Origin of the sequence: Rhodanobacter sp. Col0626, assembly GCF_049994385.1 — a bacterium.
Classification (GTDB): Bacteria; Pseudomonadota; Gammaproteobacteria; order Xanthomonadales; family Rhodanobacteraceae; genus Rhodanobacter.
On record NZ_CP188260.1, the window covers coordinates 1755705 to 1778993 of the forward strand.

22 protein-coding genes are annotated in these 23289 nt (G+C 63.8%); all 22 read left to right on the forward strand.

Annotated elements, in window-relative coordinates:
- Positions 1–183: 183 nt before the first annotated feature.
- Positions 184–423: an acyl carrier protein gene (gene acpP, locus ACPPVV_RS07355; protein ID WP_007805185.1), complete on the forward strand. Its 240-nt coding sequence runs from the start codon at positions 184–186 to the stop codon at positions 421–423.
- Positions 424–661: 238 nt separating this feature from the next.
- Positions 662–1900, forward strand: a complete 1239-nt coding sequence (gene fabF, locus ACPPVV_RS07360; RefSeq protein ID WP_426702804.1) for a beta-ketoacyl-ACP synthase II — start codon at positions 662–664, stop codon at positions 1898–1900.
- A gap of 14 nt (positions 1901–1914) precedes the next feature.
- A complete protein-coding gene (locus tag ACPPVV_RS07365) occupies positions 1915–3261 on the forward strand; it encodes an aminodeoxychorismate synthase component I (RefSeq protein WP_426702805.1) in 1347 nt (448 codons plus the stop codon).
- On the forward strand, positions 3258–4088 hold the full coding sequence (gene pabC, locus ACPPVV_RS07370) for an aminodeoxychorismate lyase (RefSeq protein WP_426703192.1): 831 nt from the start codon (positions 3258–3260) through the stop codon (positions 4086–4088). The genes ACPPVV_RS07365 and pabC overlap by 4 nt, the downstream gene beginning before the upstream one ends.
- Entirely contained in the window at positions 4085–5119 is a 1035-nt protein-coding gene (gene mltG, locus ACPPVV_RS07375; RefSeq protein WP_426702806.1) for an endolytic transglycosylase MltG, read from the forward strand. The genes pabC and mltG overlap by 4 nt, the downstream gene beginning before the upstream one ends.
- On the forward strand, positions 5116–5757 hold the full coding sequence (gene tmk / locus ACPPVV_RS07380) for a dTMP kinase (RefSeq protein ID WP_426702807.1): 642 nt from the start codon (positions 5116–5118) through the stop codon (positions 5755–5757). The genes mltG and tmk overlap by 4 nt, the downstream gene beginning before the upstream one ends.
- On the forward strand, positions 5754–6689 hold the full coding sequence (gene holB / locus ACPPVV_RS07385) for a DNA polymerase III subunit delta' (protein ID WP_426702808.1): 936 nt from the start codon (positions 5754–5756) through the stop codon (positions 6687–6689). Before tmk ends, holB begins: the two co-directional genes overlap by 4 nt.
- Complete coding sequence (locus tag ACPPVV_RS07390; protein WP_426702809.1) at positions 6680–7684, forward strand: PIG-L deacetylase family protein; 1005 nt, start codon at positions 6680–6682, stop codon at positions 7682–7684. The genes holB and ACPPVV_RS07390 overlap by 10 nt, the downstream gene beginning before the upstream one ends.
- A gap of 180 nt (positions 7685–7864) precedes the next feature.
- A complete protein-coding gene (locus ACPPVV_RS07395; RefSeq protein ID WP_426702810.1) occupies positions 7865–10741 on the forward strand; it encodes a bifunctional diguanylate cyclase/phosphodiesterase in 2877 nt (958 codons plus the stop codon).
- Positions 10742–10828: 87 nt separating this feature from the next.
- The gene (locus tag ACPPVV_RS07400; RefSeq protein ID WP_426702811.1) at positions 10829–11182 is read left to right on the forward strand and encodes a PilZ domain-containing protein; all 354 of its coding nucleotides are present in this window, start codon (positions 10829–10831) and stop codon (positions 11180–11182) included.
- Positions 11183–11451: 269 nt separating this feature from the next.
- Positions 11452–11808 carry an NADH-quinone oxidoreductase subunit A gene (locus tag ACPPVV_RS07405; RefSeq protein ID WP_426702812.1) on the forward strand — a complete coding sequence of 119 codons (357 nt, stop codon included), beginning with the start codon at positions 11452–11454 and terminating at the stop codon, positions 11806–11808.
- The gene (locus ACPPVV_RS07410; RefSeq protein ID WP_426702813.1) at positions 11799–12356 is read left to right on the forward strand and encodes a NuoB/complex I 20 kDa subunit family protein; all 558 of its coding nucleotides are present in this window, start codon (positions 11799–11801) and stop codon (positions 12354–12356) included. Before ACPPVV_RS07405 ends, ACPPVV_RS07410 begins: the two co-directional genes overlap by 10 nt.
- A gap of 10 nt (positions 12357–12366) precedes the next feature.
- A complete protein-coding gene (locus ACPPVV_RS07415) occupies positions 12367–13101 on the forward strand; it encodes an NADH-quinone oxidoreductase subunit C (protein WP_426702814.1) in 735 nt (244 codons plus the stop codon).
- A 2-nt stretch (positions 13102–13103) separates the two neighbouring features.
- A complete protein-coding gene (locus ACPPVV_RS07420) occupies positions 13104–14357 on the forward strand; it encodes an NADH-quinone oxidoreductase subunit D (RefSeq protein ID WP_426702815.1) in 1254 nt (417 codons plus the stop codon).
- A gap of 184 nt (positions 14358–14541) precedes the next feature.
- On the forward strand, positions 14542–15108 hold the full coding sequence (gene nuoE, locus ACPPVV_RS07425; protein ID WP_426702816.1) for an NADH-quinone oxidoreductase subunit NuoE: 567 nt from the start codon (positions 14542–14544) through the stop codon (positions 15106–15108).
- Positions 15108–16433, forward strand: a complete 1326-nt coding sequence (nuoF, locus tag ACPPVV_RS07430; RefSeq protein WP_426702817.1) for an NADH-quinone oxidoreductase subunit NuoF — start codon at positions 15108–15110, stop codon at positions 16431–16433. Before nuoE ends, nuoF begins: the two co-directional genes overlap by 1 nt.
- Positions 16430–18754: an NADH-quinone oxidoreductase subunit NuoG gene (nuoG, locus tag ACPPVV_RS07435; protein WP_426702818.1), complete on the forward strand. Its 2325-nt coding sequence runs from the start codon at positions 16430–16432 to the stop codon at positions 18752–18754. Before nuoF ends, nuoG begins: the two co-directional genes overlap by 4 nt.
- A gap of 5 nt (positions 18755–18759) precedes the next feature.
- Positions 18760–19788 carry an NADH-quinone oxidoreductase subunit NuoH gene (nuoH, locus tag ACPPVV_RS07440; RefSeq protein ID WP_426702819.1) on the forward strand — a complete coding sequence of 343 codons (1029 nt, stop codon included), beginning with the start codon at positions 18760–18762 and terminating at the stop codon, positions 19786–19788.
- Positions 19789–19791: 3 nt separating this feature from the next.
- Positions 19792–20283, forward strand: a complete 492-nt coding sequence (gene nuoI / locus ACPPVV_RS07445; RefSeq protein ID WP_426702820.1) for an NADH-quinone oxidoreductase subunit NuoI — start codon at positions 19792–19794, stop codon at positions 20281–20283.
- A gap of 9 nt (positions 20284–20292) precedes the next feature.
- On the forward strand, positions 20293–20937 hold the full coding sequence (locus tag ACPPVV_RS07450; protein ID WP_426702821.1) for an NADH-quinone oxidoreductase subunit J: 645 nt from the start codon (positions 20293–20295) through the stop codon (positions 20935–20937).
- Complete coding sequence (gene nuoK, locus ACPPVV_RS07455) at positions 20934–21239, forward strand: NADH-quinone oxidoreductase subunit NuoK (RefSeq protein ID WP_007081808.1); 306 nt, start codon at positions 20934–20936, stop codon at positions 21237–21239. Before ACPPVV_RS07450 ends, nuoK begins: the two co-directional genes overlap by 4 nt.
- A gap of 4 nt (positions 21240–21243) precedes the next feature.
- On the forward strand, positions 21244–23286 hold the full coding sequence (gene nuoL / locus ACPPVV_RS07460) for an NADH-quinone oxidoreductase subunit L (protein ID WP_426702822.1): 2043 nt from the start codon (positions 21244–21246) through the stop codon (positions 23284–23286).
- Positions 23287–23289: the final 3 nt, after the last annotated feature.

The window sequence follows — 23289 nt, forward strand, 5'->3', positions numbered from 1 at the left end:
GTTGTCGCCAGCGGACGCGTTTTAGGCGACAATTGCGTTTTCCCGCCGGTCCACACGGCTGGCATCCTGGTATTTGCGGCGGATCGTGGCGGCCTCGCGGTTTAGCCACTACAATGCGCCGGCCTTTTGCAGGCATCACGCCGGCACAGACAAATCAATTACTCCTTGAGAGGTATGGGCAACATGAGCACCATCGAAGAGCGCGTAAAGAAAATCGTCATCGAGCAGTTGGGCGTGAAGGAAGATGAAGTCACGGCGAACGCTTCGTTCGTGGACGATCTGGGCGCAGATTCGCTGGACACGGTGGAACTGGTGATGGCGCTCGAGGAAGAGTTCGAGACCGAGATTCCCGACGAAGACGCCGAGAAGATCACCACCGTGCAGCAGGCCGTTGACTACATCAAGGCCCACTCCAAGGATTGATTCCACGGAATTGATCGCCGTTCGCCAGACTGGCCAGCATGGTGCGAACCAGTCGGTCAGTGCGGTGATACCGAACGCTGCGCCTTCTTGGCGCAGTTTTCGTTTCTGCATTTTGTAACGTCCGACCCCGTATGGTGCGCAGGATGCCCGCCAGGCACGACAGGGCAACGTCCGCGCGATCTGCGCAGGACGGCTGCCGGCGTCGGCAGATCCACGTATTCACGTAAGGAACATCAGCATGAGCAAGCGACGTGTGGTAGTGACCGGCATGGGCATCATCTCGCCGGTCGGCAACGACATCGCCAGCGCCTGGGAGCGTGTTCTCAAGGGCGTCAGCGGGATCGGCCCGGTCACCCATTTCGATACCTCCGCTTATTCCACGCGCATCGCCGGCCAGGTCAGCGGCTTCGATCCGGCGCAGTGGATGCCGCTGAAAGACGTCAAGAAGATGGACCCGTTCATCCACTATGGCGTGGCGGCGGGCACCCAGGCCTTGCGTGATTCCGGGCTGGAAATCACCGAGGCAAACGCGCCGCGCATCGGCGTGGCCGTTGGCGCCGGCATCGGCGGTCTTTACACGATCGAGGCGACCACGCTGGAACTGGCCGCGAAAGGCCCGCGCCGGGTCTCGCCGTTCTACGTGCCCAGTTCGATCATCAACATGGCCTCGGGCCAGCTCTCCATCATGTTCGGTCTGAAAGGGCCGAATATCGCGTGCGTGACGGCGTGCACCACCGGCGCCCACAACATCGGCCTGGCCGCGCGGATGATCCAGTACGGCGATGCCGACGCGATGATCGCCGGTGGCGCCGAGTTCGCCACCACCGGTACCGCGATGGCCGGCTTCTGTTCGGCCAAGGCGATGTCCACCCGCAACGACGAGCCGACCAAGGCCAGCCGTCCGTGGGACAAGGATCGCGACGGTTTCGTGCTGTCCGACGGTGCCGGCGTGCTGATGCTGGAAGAGTACGAACACGCCAAGGCACGCGGCGCGCGCATCTACGCCGAACTGGTTGGTTTCGGCATGAGCGGCGATGCGTTCCACATGACGGCACCCAGCGAGGGTGGCGAAGGTGCGGCGCGCTGCATCCAGACCGCACTGGACGATGCCGGGCTCAATCCGACGGACGTGCAATACATCAATGCGCACGGCACCTCCACGCCGCTAGGCGACCTCGGTGAAGTGATGGCGGCGAAAAAGGTGTTCGGCGACCACGCGTACAAGCTGGCGATGAGTTCGACCAAGTCGACCACCGGGCACCTGCTGGGTGCTGCTGGTGGCGTCGAGGCGATCTTCAGCATCCTGGCATTGCGCGACCAGGTGTTGCCGCCGACGATCAACCTCGACGAGCCAGGTGAGGGCTGCGACCTGGATTTCGTGCCGCATACCGCACGTGAGGCGAAGGTCGACGTGGCGATCTCCAACTCGTTCGGCTTCGGCGGCACCAACGGCACGCTGGCGTTTCGTCGCGTCTGATCGATCGATCAGGCGTGACCTTCCATCGCCGTATCCTGGCCGGCCGGCGCGATCTGCTCGCGCCGGCCGCTGCTTTTCCGGGCCGTTATCCGTGCCTGCTGGAAAGCGTCGTGCGCGGGACTGCGCAGTCGCGTTACGACATCCTGTTCGCGTTTCCACGCGAGCGGCTGACGCTGCAGGCCGACGGCTGCCTGCGTGACGATGCGGGAGTGCCGCGCGAGGGGCGTTTCCTCGACGCACTCGATGCCGCCTGGCAAGCCGAACGGTTGCCGCCTACCGAGGATGAGCTGCCGTTCCACGGTGGCTGGGTGTTGCTGCTGGCGTATGAACTGGCCGGTGAAATCGAACCGACGCTGACGCTGCACCAGCCAGAGGCATTGCCGGTGGCGATGGCCGTGCGTTGTCCAGCTGCGGTGATCGTCGACCATCTACGTGAATGCACGATCCTGCTCGCCGAAGCGGGCCATGAAGACCTGCTGGACACCCTGGAAACCGATCTCGCCGCGGCACCGTCGATTCCACCGCTGCCGATGCTGGACAGCTGGAACGAGGACGCGCCGCAACGATTCCTTGATGGCGTGGCGCGCATTCACGAGCATCTCTACGCAGGCGACATTTTCCAGGTGAACCTGTCGCGGGCCTGGCGCGCGCGCTATACGCAGCCTCCCACGCCAGCCTCGTTGTACGCCGTGTTGCGCCAGGCCAACCCGGCACCCTTTGCCGGTCTGCTGCAACAACCGGACTGGGCGGTGGTGAGTTCCTCACCGGAGCGGCTGGTCGAGGTGCGCGCCGGTGTGGCACAGACCCGCCCGATCGCCGGCACGCGTCCGCGCCTGCTCGGGGACGATGAGCTGGCGCGCATCCGTGAGCTCAGCGCGCATCCGAAGGAACGCGCCGAACACGTGATGTTGATCGACCTGGAACGCAACGATCTGGGTCGCGTCTGCGTACCCGGCACGATCGAGGTCGACGAGTTGATGGCGGTGGAGAGTTACGCCCACGTTCACCACATCGTCTCCAATGTACGCGGACGCCTGCGTGCCGACGTGACGCCGGGTGAGGTGATCGCCGCGACCTTTCCCGGCGGCACCATCACCGGATGTCCCAAGGTGCGCTGCATGGAAATCATTGCCGCTCTGGAAGACGCGCCGCGTGGCGCGTATACCGGCGCGCTGGGTTACCTCGACCGCCACGGTGATCTCGACTTGAACATCCTGATCCGCACGCTGACCCTGACCGGCACCGACGTCAGCCTGCGCGCGGGTGCCGGCATCGTCGCCGATTCGGTGGCGGCCAGCGAGCTTGATGAAACCCGCGCCAAGGCGCGCGGCCTGTTGCGCGCACTGGGCGTGCCGGACTGATGGCGCGCATGCTGATCAACGGCGTGGCGTCCGCGCACGTGTCGGCGCTGGATCGCGGGCTGGCCTACGGTGACGGGTTGTTCGAAAGCATTCGCCTGGTCGGTACGACGGCACCGTTGTGGCAACGGCACATGCAGCGGCTCATGCAGGGATGTGAGCGCCTGCGGATACCGTCACCGGATCCGGTGCAGTGCTGGCGCGAAGCGCTGGAGGTCAGCCGCGACATGCCGGATGCGGTGGTGCGCCTCACGCTGACGCGCGGTTCCGGCGAGCGGGGCTACGCCATGCCGGCATCGCCGACGCCAACCCGCGTGGTGGCGGCTTTTCCGCCGCCGCACGTCGACCGCGATATTCAGGCGCAGGGCATGTGCATGCGCACCTGCGCCATCCGGCTGGCCGAGCAGCCGCTTCTCGCCGGCCTGAAGCACCTGAATCGACTGGAACAAGTGCTGGCACGTGCCGAATGGGACGATCCGGCCATCGCCGAGGGCGTGTTGTGCGATAGCCATGACCGGGTCATTTCGGCGACCATGGCCAACCTGTTCGCCGTGGTCGATGGCGTGCTGCTGACACCGGCACTGGATCGATGCGGCGTGGCCGGTGTGGCGCGCGCCGAAGTACTGGCGGCGGCCTGTCCGCAGGCGCAGGTCGGTGAACTGACGCTCGCTGCGTTGCTGGGCGCCAGCGAAGTCTTCCTCAGTTCGAGCGTGCGCGGCATCCTGCCGGTGCGCTCGCTGGACGAGCGGAGCTATGCGCCGGGTGCGGCAACTCGTCAGGCGCAACAGCATTGGCGCAATCTGGGATTTTCGATGGAGCAGGGCGGATGAGAGACAAACCGGCGCACGGGCGTGTCATGCCGAAGGTGCTGCTGCTGATCGTGCTGCTGGCCGCGGCGGCGCTGGCCTACGGCTGGCACGATTTCAACCGCTTCAGCGCCACGCCGCTGAATGTGACGACGCAGGGCGACAGCATCGACATCAGTCGCGGTAGCAGTTTCAAGAGCATTGTCGGCGAATTGCGCCAGCGCAACCTCAGCACGGGCAGTCCGCTGTACTGGCGTCTGCTGGCCGAGCAGATGCGCGTGGCGGGCAAGCTGCATGCCGGCGAATACGCGCTGGAGCCGGGCATCACGCCGCGTCGGTTGCTTGCCAACATGGCCGCCGGCAAGGTACTTCGGCGACTGTTCACCATCGTCGATGGCTGGACCTTTGCCGAGTTGCGCCAGGCGCTGGCAAAAGCGGAAAAATTGAACCATGACGGCGCGGCGCTCGACGATGCCGCGATCATGCAGAAAATCGGTGCCGGGGGCGAAGCGCCGGAGGGGCGTTTCCTGCCGGAAACCTATGCCTATGTGAAAGGCGACAGCGACATCGACATCCTCAGGCGAGCGCATGAGTCGATGGTCAAGGCACTCGCCGCGTTGTGGCCGGGGCGCGAGAAGAATCTTCCGCTGACCACGCCGTACGAGGCGCTTATCCTGGCCTCGATCGTGGAAAAGGAGACCGGCCGTCCGGACGAGCGAGCCCGGATCGCCGGCGTGTTCGTGCGACGGCTCGAAAACCACATGCTGTTGCAGACCGATCCCAGCGTGATCTACGGCATGGGCGCCAGCTACGCCGGCAACATCCGCAAGAGCGACCTCACCACCGACACGCCTTACAACACCTATACGCGGTCTGGCCTGCCACCGACCCCGATTGCCTTGCCGGGCAAGCCTGCACTTGAAGCGGCCTTGCATCCGGCCGCCGGCGACGCGCTCTATTTTGTGGCCCGTGGTGATGGCGGGCATGTGTTTGCCAGCTCGCTGGAGCAACACAATCGCAACGTCGACTGCTATCAGCGGAAACGGTGCCAATGACGACCGTGCGCGGAAAATTCATCAGTCTCGAGGGCGGCGAAGGTGCCGGCAAGAGCACCCTGCTGGCCGGTCTGCGTGAATGCATCGAAGGGCATGGCATCGAGCTGGTGCTGACGCGCGAGCCCGGCGGCACCGGCATCGGCGAGGCAGTGCGCAGCATCGTGCTGGATCCGCTACACCACGGGCTGGCCGCCGAAACGGAACTGCTGTTGATGTTCGCCTCGCGCTCGCAGCTGGTGCGGGAGGTGATCGAACCGGCCCTGCGTGCCGGCCGCTGGGTGCTTTGCGACCGTTATGTCGACGCCAGCTATGCCTATCAGGGGGGCGGTCGCGGCCAACCGGTGGAGCGCATCGCCGAACTGGAGCGCTGGGCTTGTGATGGCGTGCAGCCCGAGCTGACCTTGCTGCTGGACCTGCCGGTGGCCGTCGGTCGCGCCCGCGCCGCCGGTCGCGGCGATGCCGACCGCATCGAGGTGGAGGCGGATGCATTCTTCGAGCGCGTGCGCGCGAGTTATCGCGAACGTGCCGCGGCCGAGCCTGGTCGTTTCCGGGTGATTGACGCCAGTCAGACGCCGGCGGCGGTATTGCTGGCGGCGACACGGGCGTTGACGCCCCTGTTCGGAGAAGCGCCGCGATGAACGGATTGCCCTGGCATGCCGAACACTGGGCCCGGCTGCAGGCCCGCCGCCAGCGCGATGCGCTGCCTCACGCCTTGTTGCTGTGTGGTGCGGCCGGTCTGGGCAAGCGTGCGTTCGTGCAGCGTTTCGTGGCGGGATTGTTGTGCGCCGAGCCAGTCAACGGTGACGCCTGCGGACATTGCCGCAGTTGCCTGTTGCTGGCTGCGGGCTCGCATCCGGACGTGGTATCGCTGAGCTTCGGCCTGCGCAAGGACGGCGTGCAACGTAGCGAGATCGTGGTCGATCAGATCCGTGAATTGTCGGCACGACTGGCCATGAACAGCCAGTTCGGTGGTTGGCAGGTGGCCACCATCGATCCAGCCGACGCGATGAACCCGGCCGCCGCCAATGCCCTGCTGAAGACGCTGGAGGAGCCCGCTTCGCAAACCATGCTGATCCTGCTTGCCGATGCGCCGTGGCGTCTGCCGCAGACCATTCGCAGCCGCTGCCAGCGGATCGAGTTCCATCTGCCCGCCACCACCGAAGCATTGACCTGGTTGCAGGATGAAGGCGTCCGCGATGCTGCCGCTGCGCTTGCCGCGGCAGGCGGCAACCCCGGCCTGGCACGGGCGTGGTCCGGTGAAGGCGCGCTGGAACGGCGACAGGAAGTGCGCAAGGACCTGACCGCGCTGGCGGCCGGTCGCGGGCAGCCGACCGAGGTGGTGAAGCGCTGGCTGGACAACGAGCCGGCGCAGCGGCTTTGGTTTGCCGCGCAGGCCACGGCTGACGAAATCAAGGCACGTTCGGCGGCAGGTACCGGGCCATTGGCCAGTGCGATGGATGTCGAGTCGCTGGGCTGCTGGTATGACGCGGTCAATCGTACCCGCGAAGGTTTCCGTGGCCCGTTGCGCGGCGACCTGTTGCTGCTGGAGTTGCTGGCTCAGTGGCGTTGAGCAACGCCGACAACCATGCCGTGACAGCGAGCGTGATGCCGGCGTTCTCCACGCAAACCCGCCTGCTGGTGGTCGCGCCGCATCCGGACGATGAAACCATCGCCACCGGCGTCCTGATCCAGCAGGTGCTGGCGGCAGGTGGCGAGGTGCGGATACTGCTGCTCACGGCAGGCGACAACAATCCATGGCCGCAACGCTGGCTGGAGCGGCGCGTGATTCTTCGCGCGGTCGATCGACAGCGCTGGGGGCGTCGCCGATACGCCGAGATGTTGCGTGCGCTGCAATGTCTCGACGTACCGGTGCAGGCATTGCAGCCGCAGGGCTGGTCCGACATGGGCATCACCGATGCGCTGTTGCGGGACGACACCGCCCTGCTGGCGCTGTCTGCGGCGATTGCCGAGTTCCGCCCCACCCTGGTGACGGCTCCTGCGCTGTCCGACCGTCATCCCGACCATGGCGCGACCCATGTGCTGGTGCGTCTGGCGCTGGCGCGGCAGGCTGACGTGCCGCCCTTGCTGGCTTACCTGGTTCATGGCCACGCCGCGGCTGGCGACCGGCCCATCGAAGCGCACGGTACCGCTGCGCAATCGGCAAACAAGCTCCTCGCGCTGGCCGCGCATCGCAGCCAGATGGCGTTGAGCGGCAAGCGATTGATCCGCCTCGCTGCCCGCCCCGAATGCTATGCCGGAGTGGCAACGTCACCGGTCGGCGGCGCGACCGCGCTGCCATGGCAACCGTCCGCATGGCTGCGGCCCTGGTTGCGGCTTAGCGTGGTCAGCCCGGGGGGAGCGCGCAGCTGGCGCTGGCGCGATGCACCGTTGCAGCGTGATTCGGCAGGTCGGTTCCATCTGTCGCCACAGCCTGGATTGACGTCGCCGTGTTTCGCGCGACTGGCGCTGACTTTGCGCTCGCCGTGGATTTTCGATTATTGGGGATGGTGCGAGCTGACGCGCCCATCCGGTCGCGCCGACGCAGGCCTTGCGCGAGGCGATTGACAGGGCTAGCGTGGGCCGGTGTTTGTCGGTTGGGGGCCCGGCGGGCGCTGGGGAAAAGACGATGCGGCTTGGCCGATCGTCGCATTTGCCGTATCGGGGCCGGCAACGATTTCAGCGGATCCGGACACGTATGAATCAAGACAGTAGCGACTGAATCGGTCCATCTGGCTGGCTGCGTCAATGCACACAACGGATCAGAAATCGGAGCGGGTCAACGGTGGGGCGGATTCATCGTCCAGCGAGAGCTTTTACGCCGCGCTGTCCGAGATCGGCCAGCTGCTGGTTCGTTCGCTTGAACCTCCCGTGTTGTACGAGGCGGTCATCGAGGTGCTGGAACGACGCATCGGCGCCCGCCTCGTGATGGTGGGCGAACTGGATCGCGGTGCAGCCTGGATGCAACGGATCGCTCCCGCCCGGGTGGCCAACGGCATGGCCGATATCTACCCTGAGCGTGTCCCGTTCACCATGGCGCGCGCCGCGTTCTGGCAGGGCGAGCCACAGGTCGAAGCCGATATCCGCCACACGCAGGGTTTGGAGATGTTCCGTCCTGCGTACATCCGCCATGACGTGACTGCCGCGATCGCGGTTCCGGTGCTGAAATTTGGCGAAGTGTGCGCCGCCCTGGTGATCCGGGCATCCCATGCCAGTTTCTTTTCCGCGCGGATGATCGAACTGCTGCAGCAGGCGGCAGCCAGCATCGGGTTGGGACTGGAAGCGCACGAGCAACGCATCCGGCTGCTGCAATCGGTACGGGACGAAGCACGCCAGCGCTGCGCGCTGCGGTTGCTCAGCGAGATCATCAAACGGGTAACCCATAGCGCGGACGAGCAGACCCTGCTGATCGAAGCGTGTCGTGCTGCTCGTTGCATTGGCGGATACCGGACTGCATGGATCGGCCTGCTGGACGGCAACTCGGGCCCTTTGCGTTTGTGCGCATGCGAAGGGTCGGCTGACGGTGCCGGGATCGGATCCCGGCTGGATCTCGCTGACGCGAGGATGGTCGATACGCCGGCCTTGCTTGCGATGTCTACGGGGAATGCGCAGGTCAGTCATCCACCGGCAACGATCGATGCGTGTTGTCCGGCAGACGTGGCGATCACGGACCTTGGCGCCGTGCTGGCGCTGCCCTTGCGGGTGGACGGCGCGATTATCGGCGTCTTCGTGATCGGTGCGGTGCAGGCGGATGCATTCAGCACCGTCGAGCTCCAGGTTTTTTCCGAAATGGCGATCGAGCTGGGGCTGGGCATCCAGATGCAGCGTGGGCATGCGGCACGGCTCGCGGCCGAACAGGATCTGAGGTTCAACCTGCAGCACTTCCGCACCATCCTGTCCAAGCAGTACGCCGGGATCCTGGTCGTATCGAAGGATCAGCGGGTGAAGTTTGCCAACGAGGCATTCTGCACGTTGTTCGGCCTGTCCCAGACACCGGCCGAACTGGAAGGCCAGCCGGCCGAGCTGGTCTACTCGCAGTTGAAACAGGCGTACAAGGATCCCGAGCGGGAATGGGCCCGGATCCAGGAAATTCTGGCGCGCGACGAAGTGGTCAAGGGCGACGAGGTCGCGGTGAAGGGCGGACGCATCTTCCTTCGCGATTACACCCCGATCAGCATCGATGGCGAACCGCAGGGGCGGCTCTGGCACCAGCGCGACATCACCGAACAGAAGATGCACGAGGCGCGGGTCGAGCGACTCGCGTTCTACGACGTGGTCACCGGCCTGCCGAACCGGCGGCTGCTGTTCGAATTGCTGGAGCAGGCGCGCACGCGGGCTTCGCAACAACACTCCCTGCTGGCTGTTGGCGTGCTCGACCTCGACCGCTTCAAGAGCGTCAACGACACGATCGGCCACGGTGGCGGCGACCACGTGCTGGCGGAAGCGTCGGCACGGATACTGGGCATGTTGCGTGAAGCCGACGTGCTGGCGCGCTTTGGCGGCGACGAGTTTGCGCTGGTGATTCCCGGCCTGGACAGTCGCGAGCAACTCGACGTGATCAGTCGATGCATCCTGCAGGCGCTGCGGGCGCCGTTCAACCTGCTGGGCGAGCAGTTGTACTTGTCCGCCAGCGTGGGCTGGACGCTGTATCCGATCGACGAATCCGAGCCGGAGGGCCTGGTTCGCCATGCCGACCTGGCGATGTATGCGGCGAAAGAGGAGGGCAAGGATCGTGGTGCGCTGTACGAGCCGGCGATGGAGCTGGAGCAGTTGCGATTGCAGGCAATGCGCGAGCGGATCGCGCAGGCGTTGCAGCAGTCGCACTTGCAATTGCTGTTCCAGCCGATCGTCTACATCGACGGCTTGCCCGGCCTGCATGGCGTGGCGGGCATGGAAGCCCTGCTGCGCCTGGGCGACAACGGCGAGGAGCTGATTTCGCCGGCAGATTTCATGCATGTGCTGGATGATCCGCAACTGGCACGGCCGATCGGTCGTTATGTGCTGGACGAGGCACTGCGGCGTTGCCAGTCGTGGATGCAGGCTGGCTTCCCGATTCCCGTCTCGATCAACATCAGCACCCGGCATCTGCTGCATCCGGCCTTCTTCAGCGACATCGACGCGGTGCTCGATACCTATCCGGGCATCATGGACCTGGGCTTCGGCGTCGAGGTGACCGAGACCGGGCCGTCGATGGATCACGCCCGCGCGAAGGTGGTGATCGAGGAATGCCGCCGCCGCGGCATCCGCGTCGGTCTGGACGATTTCGGCACCGGCAGTGCGTCGTTGAGCCATATCCAGCAACTGGACATCGAACACATCAAGCTCGACCAGAGTTTCGTACGCGACATTCTCAGCGACGAACGCAACATGGCGATCGCCGCAGGTGTCATCACTACCGCACGCATGCTGGCCAGAACCGTCATTGCCGAAGGCGTCGAGACGGCGGAGCAGGGCGATTTGCTGGCGTCGCTAGGTTGCCATCAGTTGCAGGGATTCTCGATCTCGCGGCCGATGCCGGCCGAAGCGGTGCCGCAGTGGGTCGCCGGCTGGGTGCCGCCGGCGTCATGGGCCAAGCTGGTGAACGAGCGGCAGTCGCTGCTGGCGGGACAGCCCGATGGCCGGTGAGCTGTCGCAGCAGTGGTGCGAGCGCAGCGCAGCCTCTAAGATCACCATCATCGATCGGACGATGGGAACGTCCGGCAGGAGCCCAACATGAAACCCATGGCTGCCCGTCAGGGCATCATTTCACTGAAAATCAAGGACGCGGCCTCGCTGTACAACGCGTACATGCCGTTCCTGAAGCATGGCGGCCTGTTCGCGGCGACCGCGCAGTCGTATTCACTCGGTGATGAAGTCGTGCTGCTGGTGACACTGGCTGAAGAAACCGAGCGTTTGTCCGTGGTCGGCAAGGTGGTCTGGATCAGCCCGGTCGGTGCGCAGGGCAACCGTACTGCCGGCATCGGCATTCACTTCAACGAGTCGGGCGACGCCGAAGCGGCACGCAGCCGGATCGAAAACATCCTGGCCGGTACGCTGACATCCGAGCGCGCCACGCACACCATGTGACGTCCGCGCCCCGTCGAGGGCACAACATCCGGCGTCGATAAATCCACGCGTTGTCGTCGTCAAGGCTTGTTGTACCACCGTGCACTGATACAATGGCGGGATTCGCGAGCCCATCTCGTGGAACATCGGACGCTGGTGGCTTGGCCCCCAGCATGGCTGAGCAGCCCATGGCCGTATCGGCCTGCCGAATCGAAGTCGCCGGACCGTGAGTTACTGGATTGAATCCCGCGGTCACTGATGCGCCTGTTGGCGCGGAGGTACGTTGCATCGTGCTTGCCGAATATTGGCCTGTCCTGTTGTTTATCGGCGTTGCCACCGGCCTTGGCCTGGTGTTGCTGGCGATCGGCCTGCTGGCCGGCCCGAGTCGACCTGAAGCGGAAAAACTTGCGCCCTACGAGTGCGGTTTCGAGGCGTTCGAGGACGCGCGCATGCGTTTCGACGTGCGCTATTACCTGCTCGCCATCCTGTTCATCATCTTTGATCTGGAAATCGCCTTCCTGTTTCCCTGGGCGGTGGTGTTCCAGCAGATCGGGCTGACTGCCCTGATCGAGATGGGGCTGTTCCTGCTGTTGCTGGTCGTCGGTTTTGCCTACGTGTGGAAGAAGGGAGCACTCGAATGGGAGTGATGTCCAGCATCGACAAGATGATGCACAACCCGCAGCCACTGAATCTGGTGGACGACATCCTGCGGCCGGCCGGCGACAACCCGGTGGTGCAACGCGGCTTCGCCACCACCAGCGTCGACGCATTGATGAACTGGGCGCGCACCGGATCGATGTGGCCGATGACTTTTGGCCTGGCCTGCTGTGCGGTCGAAATGATGCATGCGGGCATGTCGCGTCTGGATCTGGATCGCTACGGCGTGATCTTCCGCCCCAGCCCGCGCCAGTCCGACGTGATGATCGTGGCCGGTACCCTGGTCAACAAGATGGCCCCCGCCTTGCGCAAGGTCTACGACCAGATGCCCGAGCCGAAATGGGTGATCTCGATGGGCAGCTGCGCCAACGGCGGCGGCTATTACCACTACTCCTATTCGGTGGTGCGCGGTTGCGACCGCATCGTGCCGGTGGACATCTATGTGCCGGGCTGCCCGCCGACGGCCGAGGCGTTGATCCACGGCATCCTGCAGTTGCAGAAGAAAATCCGTCGCACCAGCACCATCGCGCGTTCGTAGAGGCCCTGATATGTCCGACACACCTGCGACCTCGCTGGCCGAGCGCCTCGCTGCGCGATTCGGCGACACGCTGACCATCAGCACGGTACGCAACGAGATCACCGCCGAGCTGGCCGCCGCCGACCTGATCGCGGTGGCTACCGCGTTGCGTGACGAGCCGGCATTCCGCTTCAGCGAGCTGGTCGATCTTTGTGGCGTCGACTACCTCGGCTACGGCCAGACCGAGTGGGAAACCAACACGGCCGACGGCGACGGTTTTTCGCGCGGTGTGGAAGGCCAGGCGCAGGGACGTTTCGACTGGGCCGGGCGACCGCGCGGCAACGGTGAAAACCAGCCGCGCCGTTACGCCGCGGTGATCCATCTATTGTCGATCGAGCACAACCGTCGCCTGCGCCTGCGCGTGTTCTGCGCAGATGACTCGCTGCCGATGGTGCCGTCGCTGACCCTGGTCTGGCCCGGCGTGAACTGGTTCGAGCGCGAGACGTTCGACCTGTACGGCATCATTTTCGACGGGCACCCCGACTTGCGCCGGATCCTCACCGACTACGGTTTCGTCGGCCATCCTTTCCGCAAGGATTTCCCGCTGATCGGCAATGTCGAGGTGCGCTACGACCCCGAGCAGAAACGGGTGATCTACGAGCCGGTGTCGATCGAGCCGCGCGTGCTGGTGCCGCGCGCCATCCGCAATGACGCCGATCTGGTGCAGGCGCAAGCCGAAGCCGCCGACAAGTGGCGGGAGAATTGAGCATGCAGGAAATCCGCAACTACACGATGAACTTCGGCCCGCAGCATCCGGCCGCCCACGGCGTGCTGCGCCTGGTGATGGAGATGGACGGCGAGACCATCGTCCGTGCCGATCCTCACGTGGGCCTGCTGCATCGGGGCACCGAGAAGCTGGCCGAGTCCAAGCCGTTCAACCAGTCGATCGGCTACATGGATCGGCTCGACTACGTGTCGATGATGTGCAACGAGCACGCCTACGTGAAGGCGATCGAGACCCTGCTGGGGATCGAGGCGCCGGAGCGCGCGCAGTACATCCGCACCATGTTCGACGAGATCACGCGCATCCTGAATCACCTGATGTGGATCGGCTCCAACGCGCTCGACCTCGGCGCGATGGCGGTGATCCTGTATGCGTTCCGCGAACGCGAGGAGTTGATGGACGTCTACGAGGCGGTGTCGGGCGCGCGCATGCACGCCACGTACTACCGTCCCGGTGGCGTCTACCGCGACTTGCCGGCGCAGATGTCGCAGTACCGCGAGTCGCCCTGGCACAAGGGCACGGATCTGAAGCGCCTGAACAGCTGGCGCGAGGGCTCGATGCTCGACTTCCTCGATGCGTTCACTGCCGACTTTCCGTCGAAGGTGGACGAATACGAGGAGTTGCTCACCAACAACCGCATCTGGAAACAGCGCACGGTAGGCATCGGTGTGGTCAGCCCGGAACTGGCCCAGCAATGGGGCATGACCGGTGCGATGCTGCGCGGCTCCGGTGTGGAGTGGGATCTGCGCAAGAAGCAGCCGTATGCGAAGTACGCCGAGATGGATTTCGATATCCCGGTGGGCGTCAACGGCGACTGCTACGACCGTTACCTGGTGCGCGTGGAAGAGATGCGCCAGTCCAACCGGATCATCCGTCAGTGCGTGCAGTGGCTGAAGGCCAATCCGGGGCCGGTGATGGTGAAAAACTTCAAGGTCGCGCCGCCGTCGCGGGTCGAGATGAAGGAGGACATGGAAGCGATGATCCATCACTTCAAACTGTTCACGGAAGGCTATTGCGTGCCGGCCGGCGAAACCTACGCCGCGGTCGAGGCGCCGAAGGGCGAGTTCGGCTGCTACCTGGTTTCCGACGGCGCCAACAAGCCGTTCCGCGTGCACCTGCGCGCCCCGGGCTTCGCCCATCTGTCATCCATGGACACCATCGTGCGCGGCCATATGCTCGCCGACGTGGTGGCCATGATCGGTACCTATGACCTCGTGTTCGGCGAAGTGGATCGATGAATACGGGATTTGGGATTTGGGATACGGGATTCGACAGAGCAGCGTGCAGCGGCCCGGTGCTTCAGGCGTCGAATTCCAGCAGTCGTCATCGCCGCAAATTTCACACCGCATCGAGGTTCGCCGATAGCGGGACGGGTTATTTACAAATCCCGAATCCCGAATCCCGAATCCCGGAGTTCAACGCATGAAAGCCACCGGACATTTCGAGCAGGTCAGGAACGTCGATCCGCTTGCCGTACTCACCGACCACACCCGCCATCACATCGATGAATGGGTCGCCAAGTTCCCGCCCGATCGCAAGCGCTCGGCGCTGATCCAGGCGCTGTTTGGCGCGCAGGAGCAGAACAAGGGCTTCCTCACCGACGAGCTGATTACCGCGGTCGCGAAGTATCTCGACCTGCCAGCGGTGTGGGCGTACGAGGTGGCCAGCTTCTACTCGATGCTGGAGACCAAGCCGGTCGGCCGCAACAACGTGGCGATCTGCACCAACATCTCGTGTTGGCTCAACGGCGCCGAGGGTCTGGTGCGCCACTGCGAGAAAAAGCTTGGCATCAAGCTGGGCGAAAGCACGCCCGATGGCCGTGTCTACCTGAAGCAGGAAGAGGAGTGCATTGCCGCCTGCGTCTATGCACCGGCGATGACGGTGAACGGTCACTATTACGAACATCTCACCACCGAGAAACTCGACGCGATCCTCGACGGCCTGACCATCGACGGTCCCGCCCCGCACGGCGCGGAAGGGAAACACTAATGGCCGTCGGACCCGCACCCCAGGACCATCAGGTCGTCTACACCACGCTGCATTTCGACAAACCGTGGGCGATGGACAGCTATGTGCAGATGGACGGCTACAAGGCGTGGAAGAAGATCTTGGCCGAGAAGCCCGATCCGGCCGGCCTGATCGAGGAAATCAAGAAGTCCAGCCTGCGCGGCCGCGGCGGCGCAGGCTTCCCGACCGGGCTGAAGTGGTCCTTCATGCCCAAGGGCGACATGCAGAAATACATCCTGTGCAACTCGGACGAATCCGAGCCCGGCACGGCCAAGGATCGCGACATCCTGCGCTATAACCCGCACGCGGTGATCGAGGGTCTGGCAATTGCCTGTTACTGCACCGGTTCGACCGTCGCCTACAACTACCTGCGCGGCGAGTTCCACCACGAGCCCTACGAGCATCTCGAGGAAGCGTTGAAGGAAGCGTACGCGGCCGGCCTGCTGGGCAAGAACCTGCAAGGCAGCGGCATCGACGTGGATATCTACAACGCACTCGGTGCCGGTGCCTACATCTGCGGTGAGGAAACCGCGTTGATGGAGTCGCTGGAAGGCAAGAAGGGCCAACCGCGCTTCAAGCCGCCGTTCCCGGCCGGTTTCGGCCTGTACGGCAAGCCGACCACCATCAACAACACCGAAACGTACGCTTCGGTGCCGGCCATCCTGCGCAACGGCGCCGACTGGTTCCTCAATCTCGGCAAGCCGAACAACGGCGGTCCGAAGATTTTCTCGGTCTCCGGCCACGTCAACAAGCCCGGTAATTTCGAGATCCGCCTCGGCACGCCGTTCAAGGATCTGCTGGAGATGGCCGGCGGTGTGCGCAACGGACACAAGCTGAAGGCGGTGATTCCCGGCGGTTCCTCGATGAAGGTGCTGCCGGCCGACATCATGCTGGAAAGCACGATGGACTATGACTGCCTGCAGAAGGCCGGGTCGGGTCTCGGTTCCGGCGCGGTGATCGTGATGGACGACACCACCTGCATGGTCAGGGTCTGCCATCGCATCTCCCGTTTCTACATGGCCGAGTCGTGCGGTCAGTGCACGCCGTGCCGCGAGGGTACCGGCTGGATGTACCGGGTGTTGTCGCGCATCGTCGAAGGCAATGGCACTGACGAAGACCTGCATCGGCTGAAGGCGATCGCCGGCCAGATCGAGGGCCACACCATCTGCGCGTTCGGCGAAGCCGCCGCATGGCCGGTGCAGGGTTTCCTGGCACGCTTCTGGAACGAATTCGAATACTTCGTGCAGCACGGTCGCTCGATGGTCGAGGACAGGCTTTCCGAAATTAACCGTGGAGTTGCTGCATGAGTGCGCAGCCAACCAGCACCGCGCCTGACCTGATCAACATCGAGGTCGACGGCAAGCCGACGCAGATCCGCAAGGGCGCCATGATCATCGAGGCGGCCGACGCGATCGGCGTCGCGATTCCGCGTTTCTGCTACCACCGCAAGCTGCCGATCGCCGCGAACTGCCGCATGTGCCTGGTCGATGTGGAGATGGGCGGCAAGCTGATGCCCAAGCCGCAGCCGGCCTGCGCCACCCCGGTGGCGGAAGGCATGAAGGTGATGACGCGCTCGGACAAGGCGCTGAAGTTCCAGAAAGACGTGATGGAATTTCTGCTGATCAACCATCCGCTGGATTGCCCGATTTGCGATCAGGGTGGCGAGTGCGAACTGCAGGACGTGGCGCTGGGCTATGGCCGCAGCGTGTCCCGCTACACCGAACGCAAGCGCACCATCGCCGACGAGAACCTCGGTTCGCTGGTCGCCACTGAAATGACCCGCTGCATCCAGTGCACGCGCTGCGTGAGGTTCACCAGCGAGATCGCCGGCACCTACGAGCTGGGTGGCATGAGCCGCGGCGAGAACCTGCAGATCGGTACGTATATCGGCAAGACGGTCACGACCGAGCTGTCCGGCAACATCATCGATGTCTGCCCGGTCGGCGCGCTGACCAACAAGCCGTTCCAGTTCAAGGCGCGCGCATGGGAATTGATCGCCAAGCCGTCGATTGGTTATCACGATGCGCTGGGTTCCAACCTGTGGCTGCACACGCGCCGTGGCGAAGTGCTGCGCACGGTGCCGCGCGACAACGAGTCGATCAACGAATGCTGGTTGTCCGATCGCGACCGGTACAGCCATCAAGGCATGTACGCGGACGATCGCATCATTGCGCCCGAAGTGAAGCGCAATGGCCAATGGCAGTCGACGACCTGGGAAGACGCCCTGCAGTTCGCCGGCGACGCGCTGAAGAAAGCGCCGGGCAGCGAACTGGGAATTCTGTTGCACCCGGCGACCTCGAACGAGGAAGGCGACCTGCTGATGCGGCTTGCCCGCGGCCTGGGCAGCGCGCACATCGACCATCGCCTGCGCCAGCTCGACTTTGCCGATAACGCCGTGGCACAGCCGTTCGCGCTGCCGGTGGCCGAAGTGGACAAGGTGAAGGCGGCCTTGCTGGTGGGGTCCGACCTGCGCCATGAAATGCCGTTGGTCAATCATCGCCTGCATCAGGCGGTGAAGAAGGGTGCGAAGGTCTATACGGTCAATCCGGCGCACTTCGATTTCAACTACAAACTGGCTGGCGAAGCGGTCGTGGCGCCGCAGGCACTGGTCGATGCGCTGCTGTCGCTGGCCAAGGCCGCGGTCGGCACCGGTGCGAGCGCACCGGCGCCACTTGCCGATGCGATCAACGCCGCGCAAAGCGACGATGGCGACAACGATGCGATCGCTGCCTTGAAGTCGGGCAGGGCGGTGGTGATTCTCGGCGAAGCCGCAGTCACCCATCCGCAGGCATCCTGGTTGCGCGCCATTGCCCGCTTCATCGCTGACGCGACCGGTGCCGGCTACAACGAATTGCCGGTCGGTGCGAACGCGATCGGCCTCGGCAAGCTGGGCGTGGTGGCAGGCAACGGTGGGCTGGATGCCCAGGCAATGCTGGCGCAGCCGCGCAAGAGCTACGTGTTGTACGGCGTCGAGCCACCGCATGACTTTGCCGATGGCGCGGCCGCGCTCAAGGCATTGCGTGGCGCGGAACAGGTCGTGGCCTTCAGCGCCTATGCCAGCACCGCGTTGCGCGAAGTGGCCGACGTGATCCTGCCGATTGCCCTGTTGCCGGAAATCGATGCCACCCTGGTCAATGTCGATGGCCTGGCGCAAGGCGTGACTGCCGGCGCGAAGGCGCCCGGACAGACCCGTCCGGGCTGGAAGGTATTGCGCGCGCTGGGCGGCGCCCTGCAACTGGCGGGTTTCGAGTTCGACGATCTTGCCGGCTTGCGTGACGGCATCAGCGAGCGAGCAGCACCGTCGCGCAGCAACCTGGCTGCGCGCGCCACTGCCGCCGGACTGACCCGTCTGGCGACTTGGCCGATCTATCGCGGTGATGCCGTGTTGCGTCGTGCCACTGCGTTGAATGCGCATCCGCTCAATCGAGCGCCGGCGGCGCGCCTGAACGCGGCCGAAGCTAAGCGGCTCGGTTTCACCGATGGTGCTCAGCTGCGCATCGGCGAAGTCACGCTGCCACTGGTGGTCGACGCCTCCGTTCCGGACGGTGCGGCCTGGATCGAGGCCGCCCAGGATCTCACCGCCATGCTGCCGCCTTACGGCGCGGCCATCACCCTGAGCAAGGCATAAGCATCATGGCTGATCAATTCATCAACCAGCTCGTGTGGCCGATCATCTACATCCTTTGCATCGTGTTGCCGCTGGTCATCGCCGTGGCCATGTTCGTGTACTGGGAGCGCAAGGTTCTCGGCTGGATGCATGTACGGATGGGGCCCAACAAGGTCGGTCCGTTCGGCATGCTGCAGGCCTTCGCCGATGTGACCAAGCTGCTGATCAAGGAAGTGATCCTGCCGACCAAGGCGAATCGCTTCCTGTATTACATGGCGCCGATGATCGCGTTGGTGCCGGCGTTGGCGGCATGGGCGGTGGTTCCGTTCAGCGGCAAGATGGTGCTGTCCAATGCCAATGCCGGCGTGCTCTACCTGCTGGCGATGACCTCGATAGGCGTGTACGGCATCATCATCGCCGGCTGGGCATCCAACTCGCGTTATGCGTTGCTCGGTGCGATGCGTTCGGCCGCGCAGGTGATTTCCTATGAGCTGGCGATGGGCCTGTGCCTGGTCTGCGTGCTGGTGCTGGCCGGTTCGCTGAACCTCTCCGACATCGTCAATGCGCAAGCCGGCAGCAAGGGCATCTTCGACTGGTTCTGGTTGCCGCTGTTGCCGGTGTTCGTGGTCTATTTCATCTCTGGCGTGGCCGAGACCAACCGCGCGCCGTTCGACGTGGCCGAGGGCGAGTCGGAGATCGTGGCCGGTTTCCACGTGGAATATTCCGGTTCGGCGTTCGCGCTGTTCTTCCTGGCCGAGTACGCCAACATGATCCTGGTCAGCTTCCTGGCCGCGATCCTGTTCATGGGGGGCTGGTTGTCGCCGTTCCCGCCGTCCTGGGGTTTCATTGGGCACGGTGGCTTCATCTGGCTGTTCATCAAGGCGTTCCTGTTCTCCTTCATGTTCCTTTGGTTCCGCGCCACCTTTCCGCGCTACCGCTATGACCAGATCATGCGGCTGGGCTGGAAGGTGTTCATCCCGATCGCCATCGTGTGGGTCATGGTTGCCGGCTGCATGAAGTATTTCGGCTGGGTCAGCATCGGCGTGGGGGCATAACCAATGAATCGCATTACCGGCTATTTCAAGAGCCTGCTGCTGATCGAGCTGTTCCAGGGCATGGGCCTGACCATGCGCTACCTGTTCAAGCCGAAGTACACCGTGCGCTATCCGATGGAGCACATTCCGAAATCGAACCGTTTCCGTGGCCTGCACGCGTTGCGCCGTTATGCGAACGGTGAGGAGCGCTGCATCGCGTGCAAGCTGTGCGAGGCAGTGTGCCCGGCGCTGGCGATCACGATCGATTCGGCACCACGCGAGGGCGACGGTCAGCGCCGCACCACGCGCTATGACATCGACCTGTTCAAATGCATCTTCTGCGGCTTTTGCGAAGAGAGTTGCCCGGTGGACTCGATCGTCGAAACCTCGATCCACGAATATCACTTCGAGCACCGTGGCGAGAACGTGGTGACCAAGCAGCAGTTGCTTGCCATCGGCGATCGCTTCGAACAGCAGATCGCCGCCGACCGCGCGCAGGATGCGGCGTACCGCTGAGGCCAATCGATGAATCCCCAACTGCTCCAACTCATCTGTTTCTACGCCTTCGGCTTCGTCACCGTGGCTGCCGCGCTATCGGTGGTCACGCTGAAGAACACCGTGCACGCGGTACTGGCGCTGGTGCTTACCTTCTTCAGCGCCGCCTGTCTTTGGATGTTGCTCGACGCCGAATTCCTGGCACTGGCGCTGATCGTGGTCTACGTCGGCGCGGTGATGGTGCTGTTCCTGTTCGTGGTGATGATGCTGGACATCGACCAGGAAAAAATGCGCGAGGGCTTCGTCAAGTTCCTTCCGGTCGGTGTGATCGTGGCGCTGGCGATGCTGGCCGAGATGCTCGGCCTGATCGGTGTGCGCGCCATGCATGGGCAGGTCATGGGGACCGATCCCGCCACGGCAGCTGGCGTGTCCAACACGGCATGGCTGGGGCAGGCGCTGTATACGAAATTCCTGCTGCCGTTCGAGATTGCCGCGCTGATCCTCACCGTGGGCGTGGTGGCGGCAGTGGCGTTGACCCTGCGCCAGCGCACCGATGCGCGCCATGAATCGGCCAGCCAGCAGGTCAAGGTCAACCCGCGCGATCGCATACGCATCGTGAAGATGGCCGCCGTCCGTCCCGATGAGCCGACCGTGCCACAGGAGCCGCAGCCATGATCTCGCTCGCACACTACATCGTGCTCGGTGCGGTGCTGTTCTGCATCGCCGTCGCCGGACTGTTCATCAATCGCAAGAACGTGATCGTGCTGCTGATGTCGATCGAGTTGATGCTGCTCGCCGTGAACATGAACTTCGTGGCGTTTTCGCGTTTCCTCGGCGACGTGTCGGGCCAGGTGTTCGTGTTCTTCATCCTCACCGTGGCCGCGGCGGAAGCCGCCATCGGCCTGGCGATCCTGGTGCTGCTGTTCCGCAATCGCAGCACGATCAATATCGCCGACATCGACAGCATGAAGGGTTGACCCGATGCAGCTTTCGACATCCATTCTGCTGACGATCGCACTGGCGCCGCTGGTGGGCTGCCTGCTTGCCGGTTTCCTGGGCAAGTTCCTCGGCCGCGCCGGTTCGCACACCGTCACCATCCTCGGCGTGGCGATTTCCTGTGCGCTCTCGTTTTACGTGCTCTACCAGCTCACGCTGGGTGGTGCCGAGGCTTACAACCAGAATCTCTATACCTGGTTCCAGATCGGCCACTTCAACGCCAGTGTCGGGTTTCTGGTGGACCGGTTGACGGCGATGATGCTGGTGGTGGTGAGTTTCGTGTCGCTGCTGGTGCACGTGTACACCATCGGCTACATGAGCGACGACCCGGGCTACAAGCGCTTCTTCAGCTACATCTCGCTGTTCACCTTCTCGATGTTCATGCTGGTCATGAGCAACAACTTCATGCAGCTGTTCTTCGGCTGGGAAGCGGTTGGCCTGGTGTCGTACCTGTTGATCGGCTTCTGGTACAAGCGTCCGACCGCGATCTTCGCCAACCTGAAGGCTTTTCTGGTCAACCGCGTGGGCGACTTCGGTTTCCTGCTCGGTATCGCCGCGGTTCTGTATTTCCTCGGTACGCTGGATTACGCCACGGCCTTCGGTGCGGCGCCTGGCCTGATCGGAAAGACCCTGCAGATCACCGCGCATACGCAGTGGGATGCCGCCACGGTGATCTGCATCTGCCTGTTCATCGGCGCGATGGGCAAGTCGGCGCAAGTGCCGTTGCATGTGTGGCTGCCCGACTCGATGGAAGGTCCGACCCCGATTTCGGCGCTGATCCATGCGGCGACGATGGTCACCGCGGGCATCTTCATGGTGGCGCGCATGTCGCCGCTGTTCGAACTGTCGTCGACCGCGCTGAGCTTCGTATTGGTGATCGGTGCGACGACCGCATTGTTCACCGGTTTGATCGGTATCGTGCAGAACGACATCAAGCGGGTGATCGCGTACTCCACGCTGTCGCAGCTGGGTTACATGACGGTGGCGCTGGGCGTGTCGATGTACTCCGGTGCGGTGTTCCACCTGATGACGCACGCGTTCTTCAAGGCGCTGCTGTTCCTCGGCGCCGGTTCGGTGATCATCGCGATGCACCACGAGCAGGACATGCGCTACATGGGCGGTCTGCGCAAGTACATGCCGATCACCTGGATCACCATGTGGATCGGTTCGCTGGCGCTGGTGGCGGTGCCGTTCACATCGGGCTTCTATTCGAAGGACGCGATCATCGAGGCAGTCGGCCTGTCGCATCGCTGGGGTGCGCATTACGCCTACTTCTGCGTGATGGCCGGTGCGCTGGTGACGGGCCTGTACACGTTCCGCCAGATGTACCTGACCTTCCATGGCAAGGAGCGCTTCAAGGTCGTCGAGCAGCATGGCCACGGCCATGCCGACCATGACGATCATGGCCATCATGAACCGGGCGTGCTGGCGCATGCGCCGCATGAGTCGCCGTGGGTAGTGACGCTGCCGCTGGTACTGCTGGCGATTCCGTCGCTGCTGGTCGGTTTCTTCACGGTCGGGCCGATGCTGTTCGGCAACTGGTTCGGCGGTGCGATCCACGTGGAAGAAGCCAACAACGTGCTGGCCGAGCTGGGTCAGGAATTCCACGGCTCGATGACGATGGCGCTGCACGGCTTCACCCAGCTGCCGTTCTTCCTGGTGCTGGCGGCGTTCGTGATCACGACCTATATCTACCTGTTCAATCCGGCCATGGCGGGCAAGCTCAAACAGGCATTGAAGCCGTTGTGGACCGTGCTCGATCGCAAGTACTGGGTCGACAACGTCTACTTCGCGCTGTTTGCCCGCGGCGGCGTCATGCTGGGTCGGATCTTCTGGAAGGTCGGCGAGCAGGGCGCCATTGACGGCGCGATGGTCAACGGCACCGTGGGTGTGGTGCATCGCATGGCAGCGACCGTACGCCGCCTGCAGTCGGGTTATCTCTACCACTATGCCTTCGCGATGATTCTCGGCCTGATCCTGCTGCTTGGCGGGTATTGGTTCATTGGTACCGGACTGGCCGGGCAATAAGGA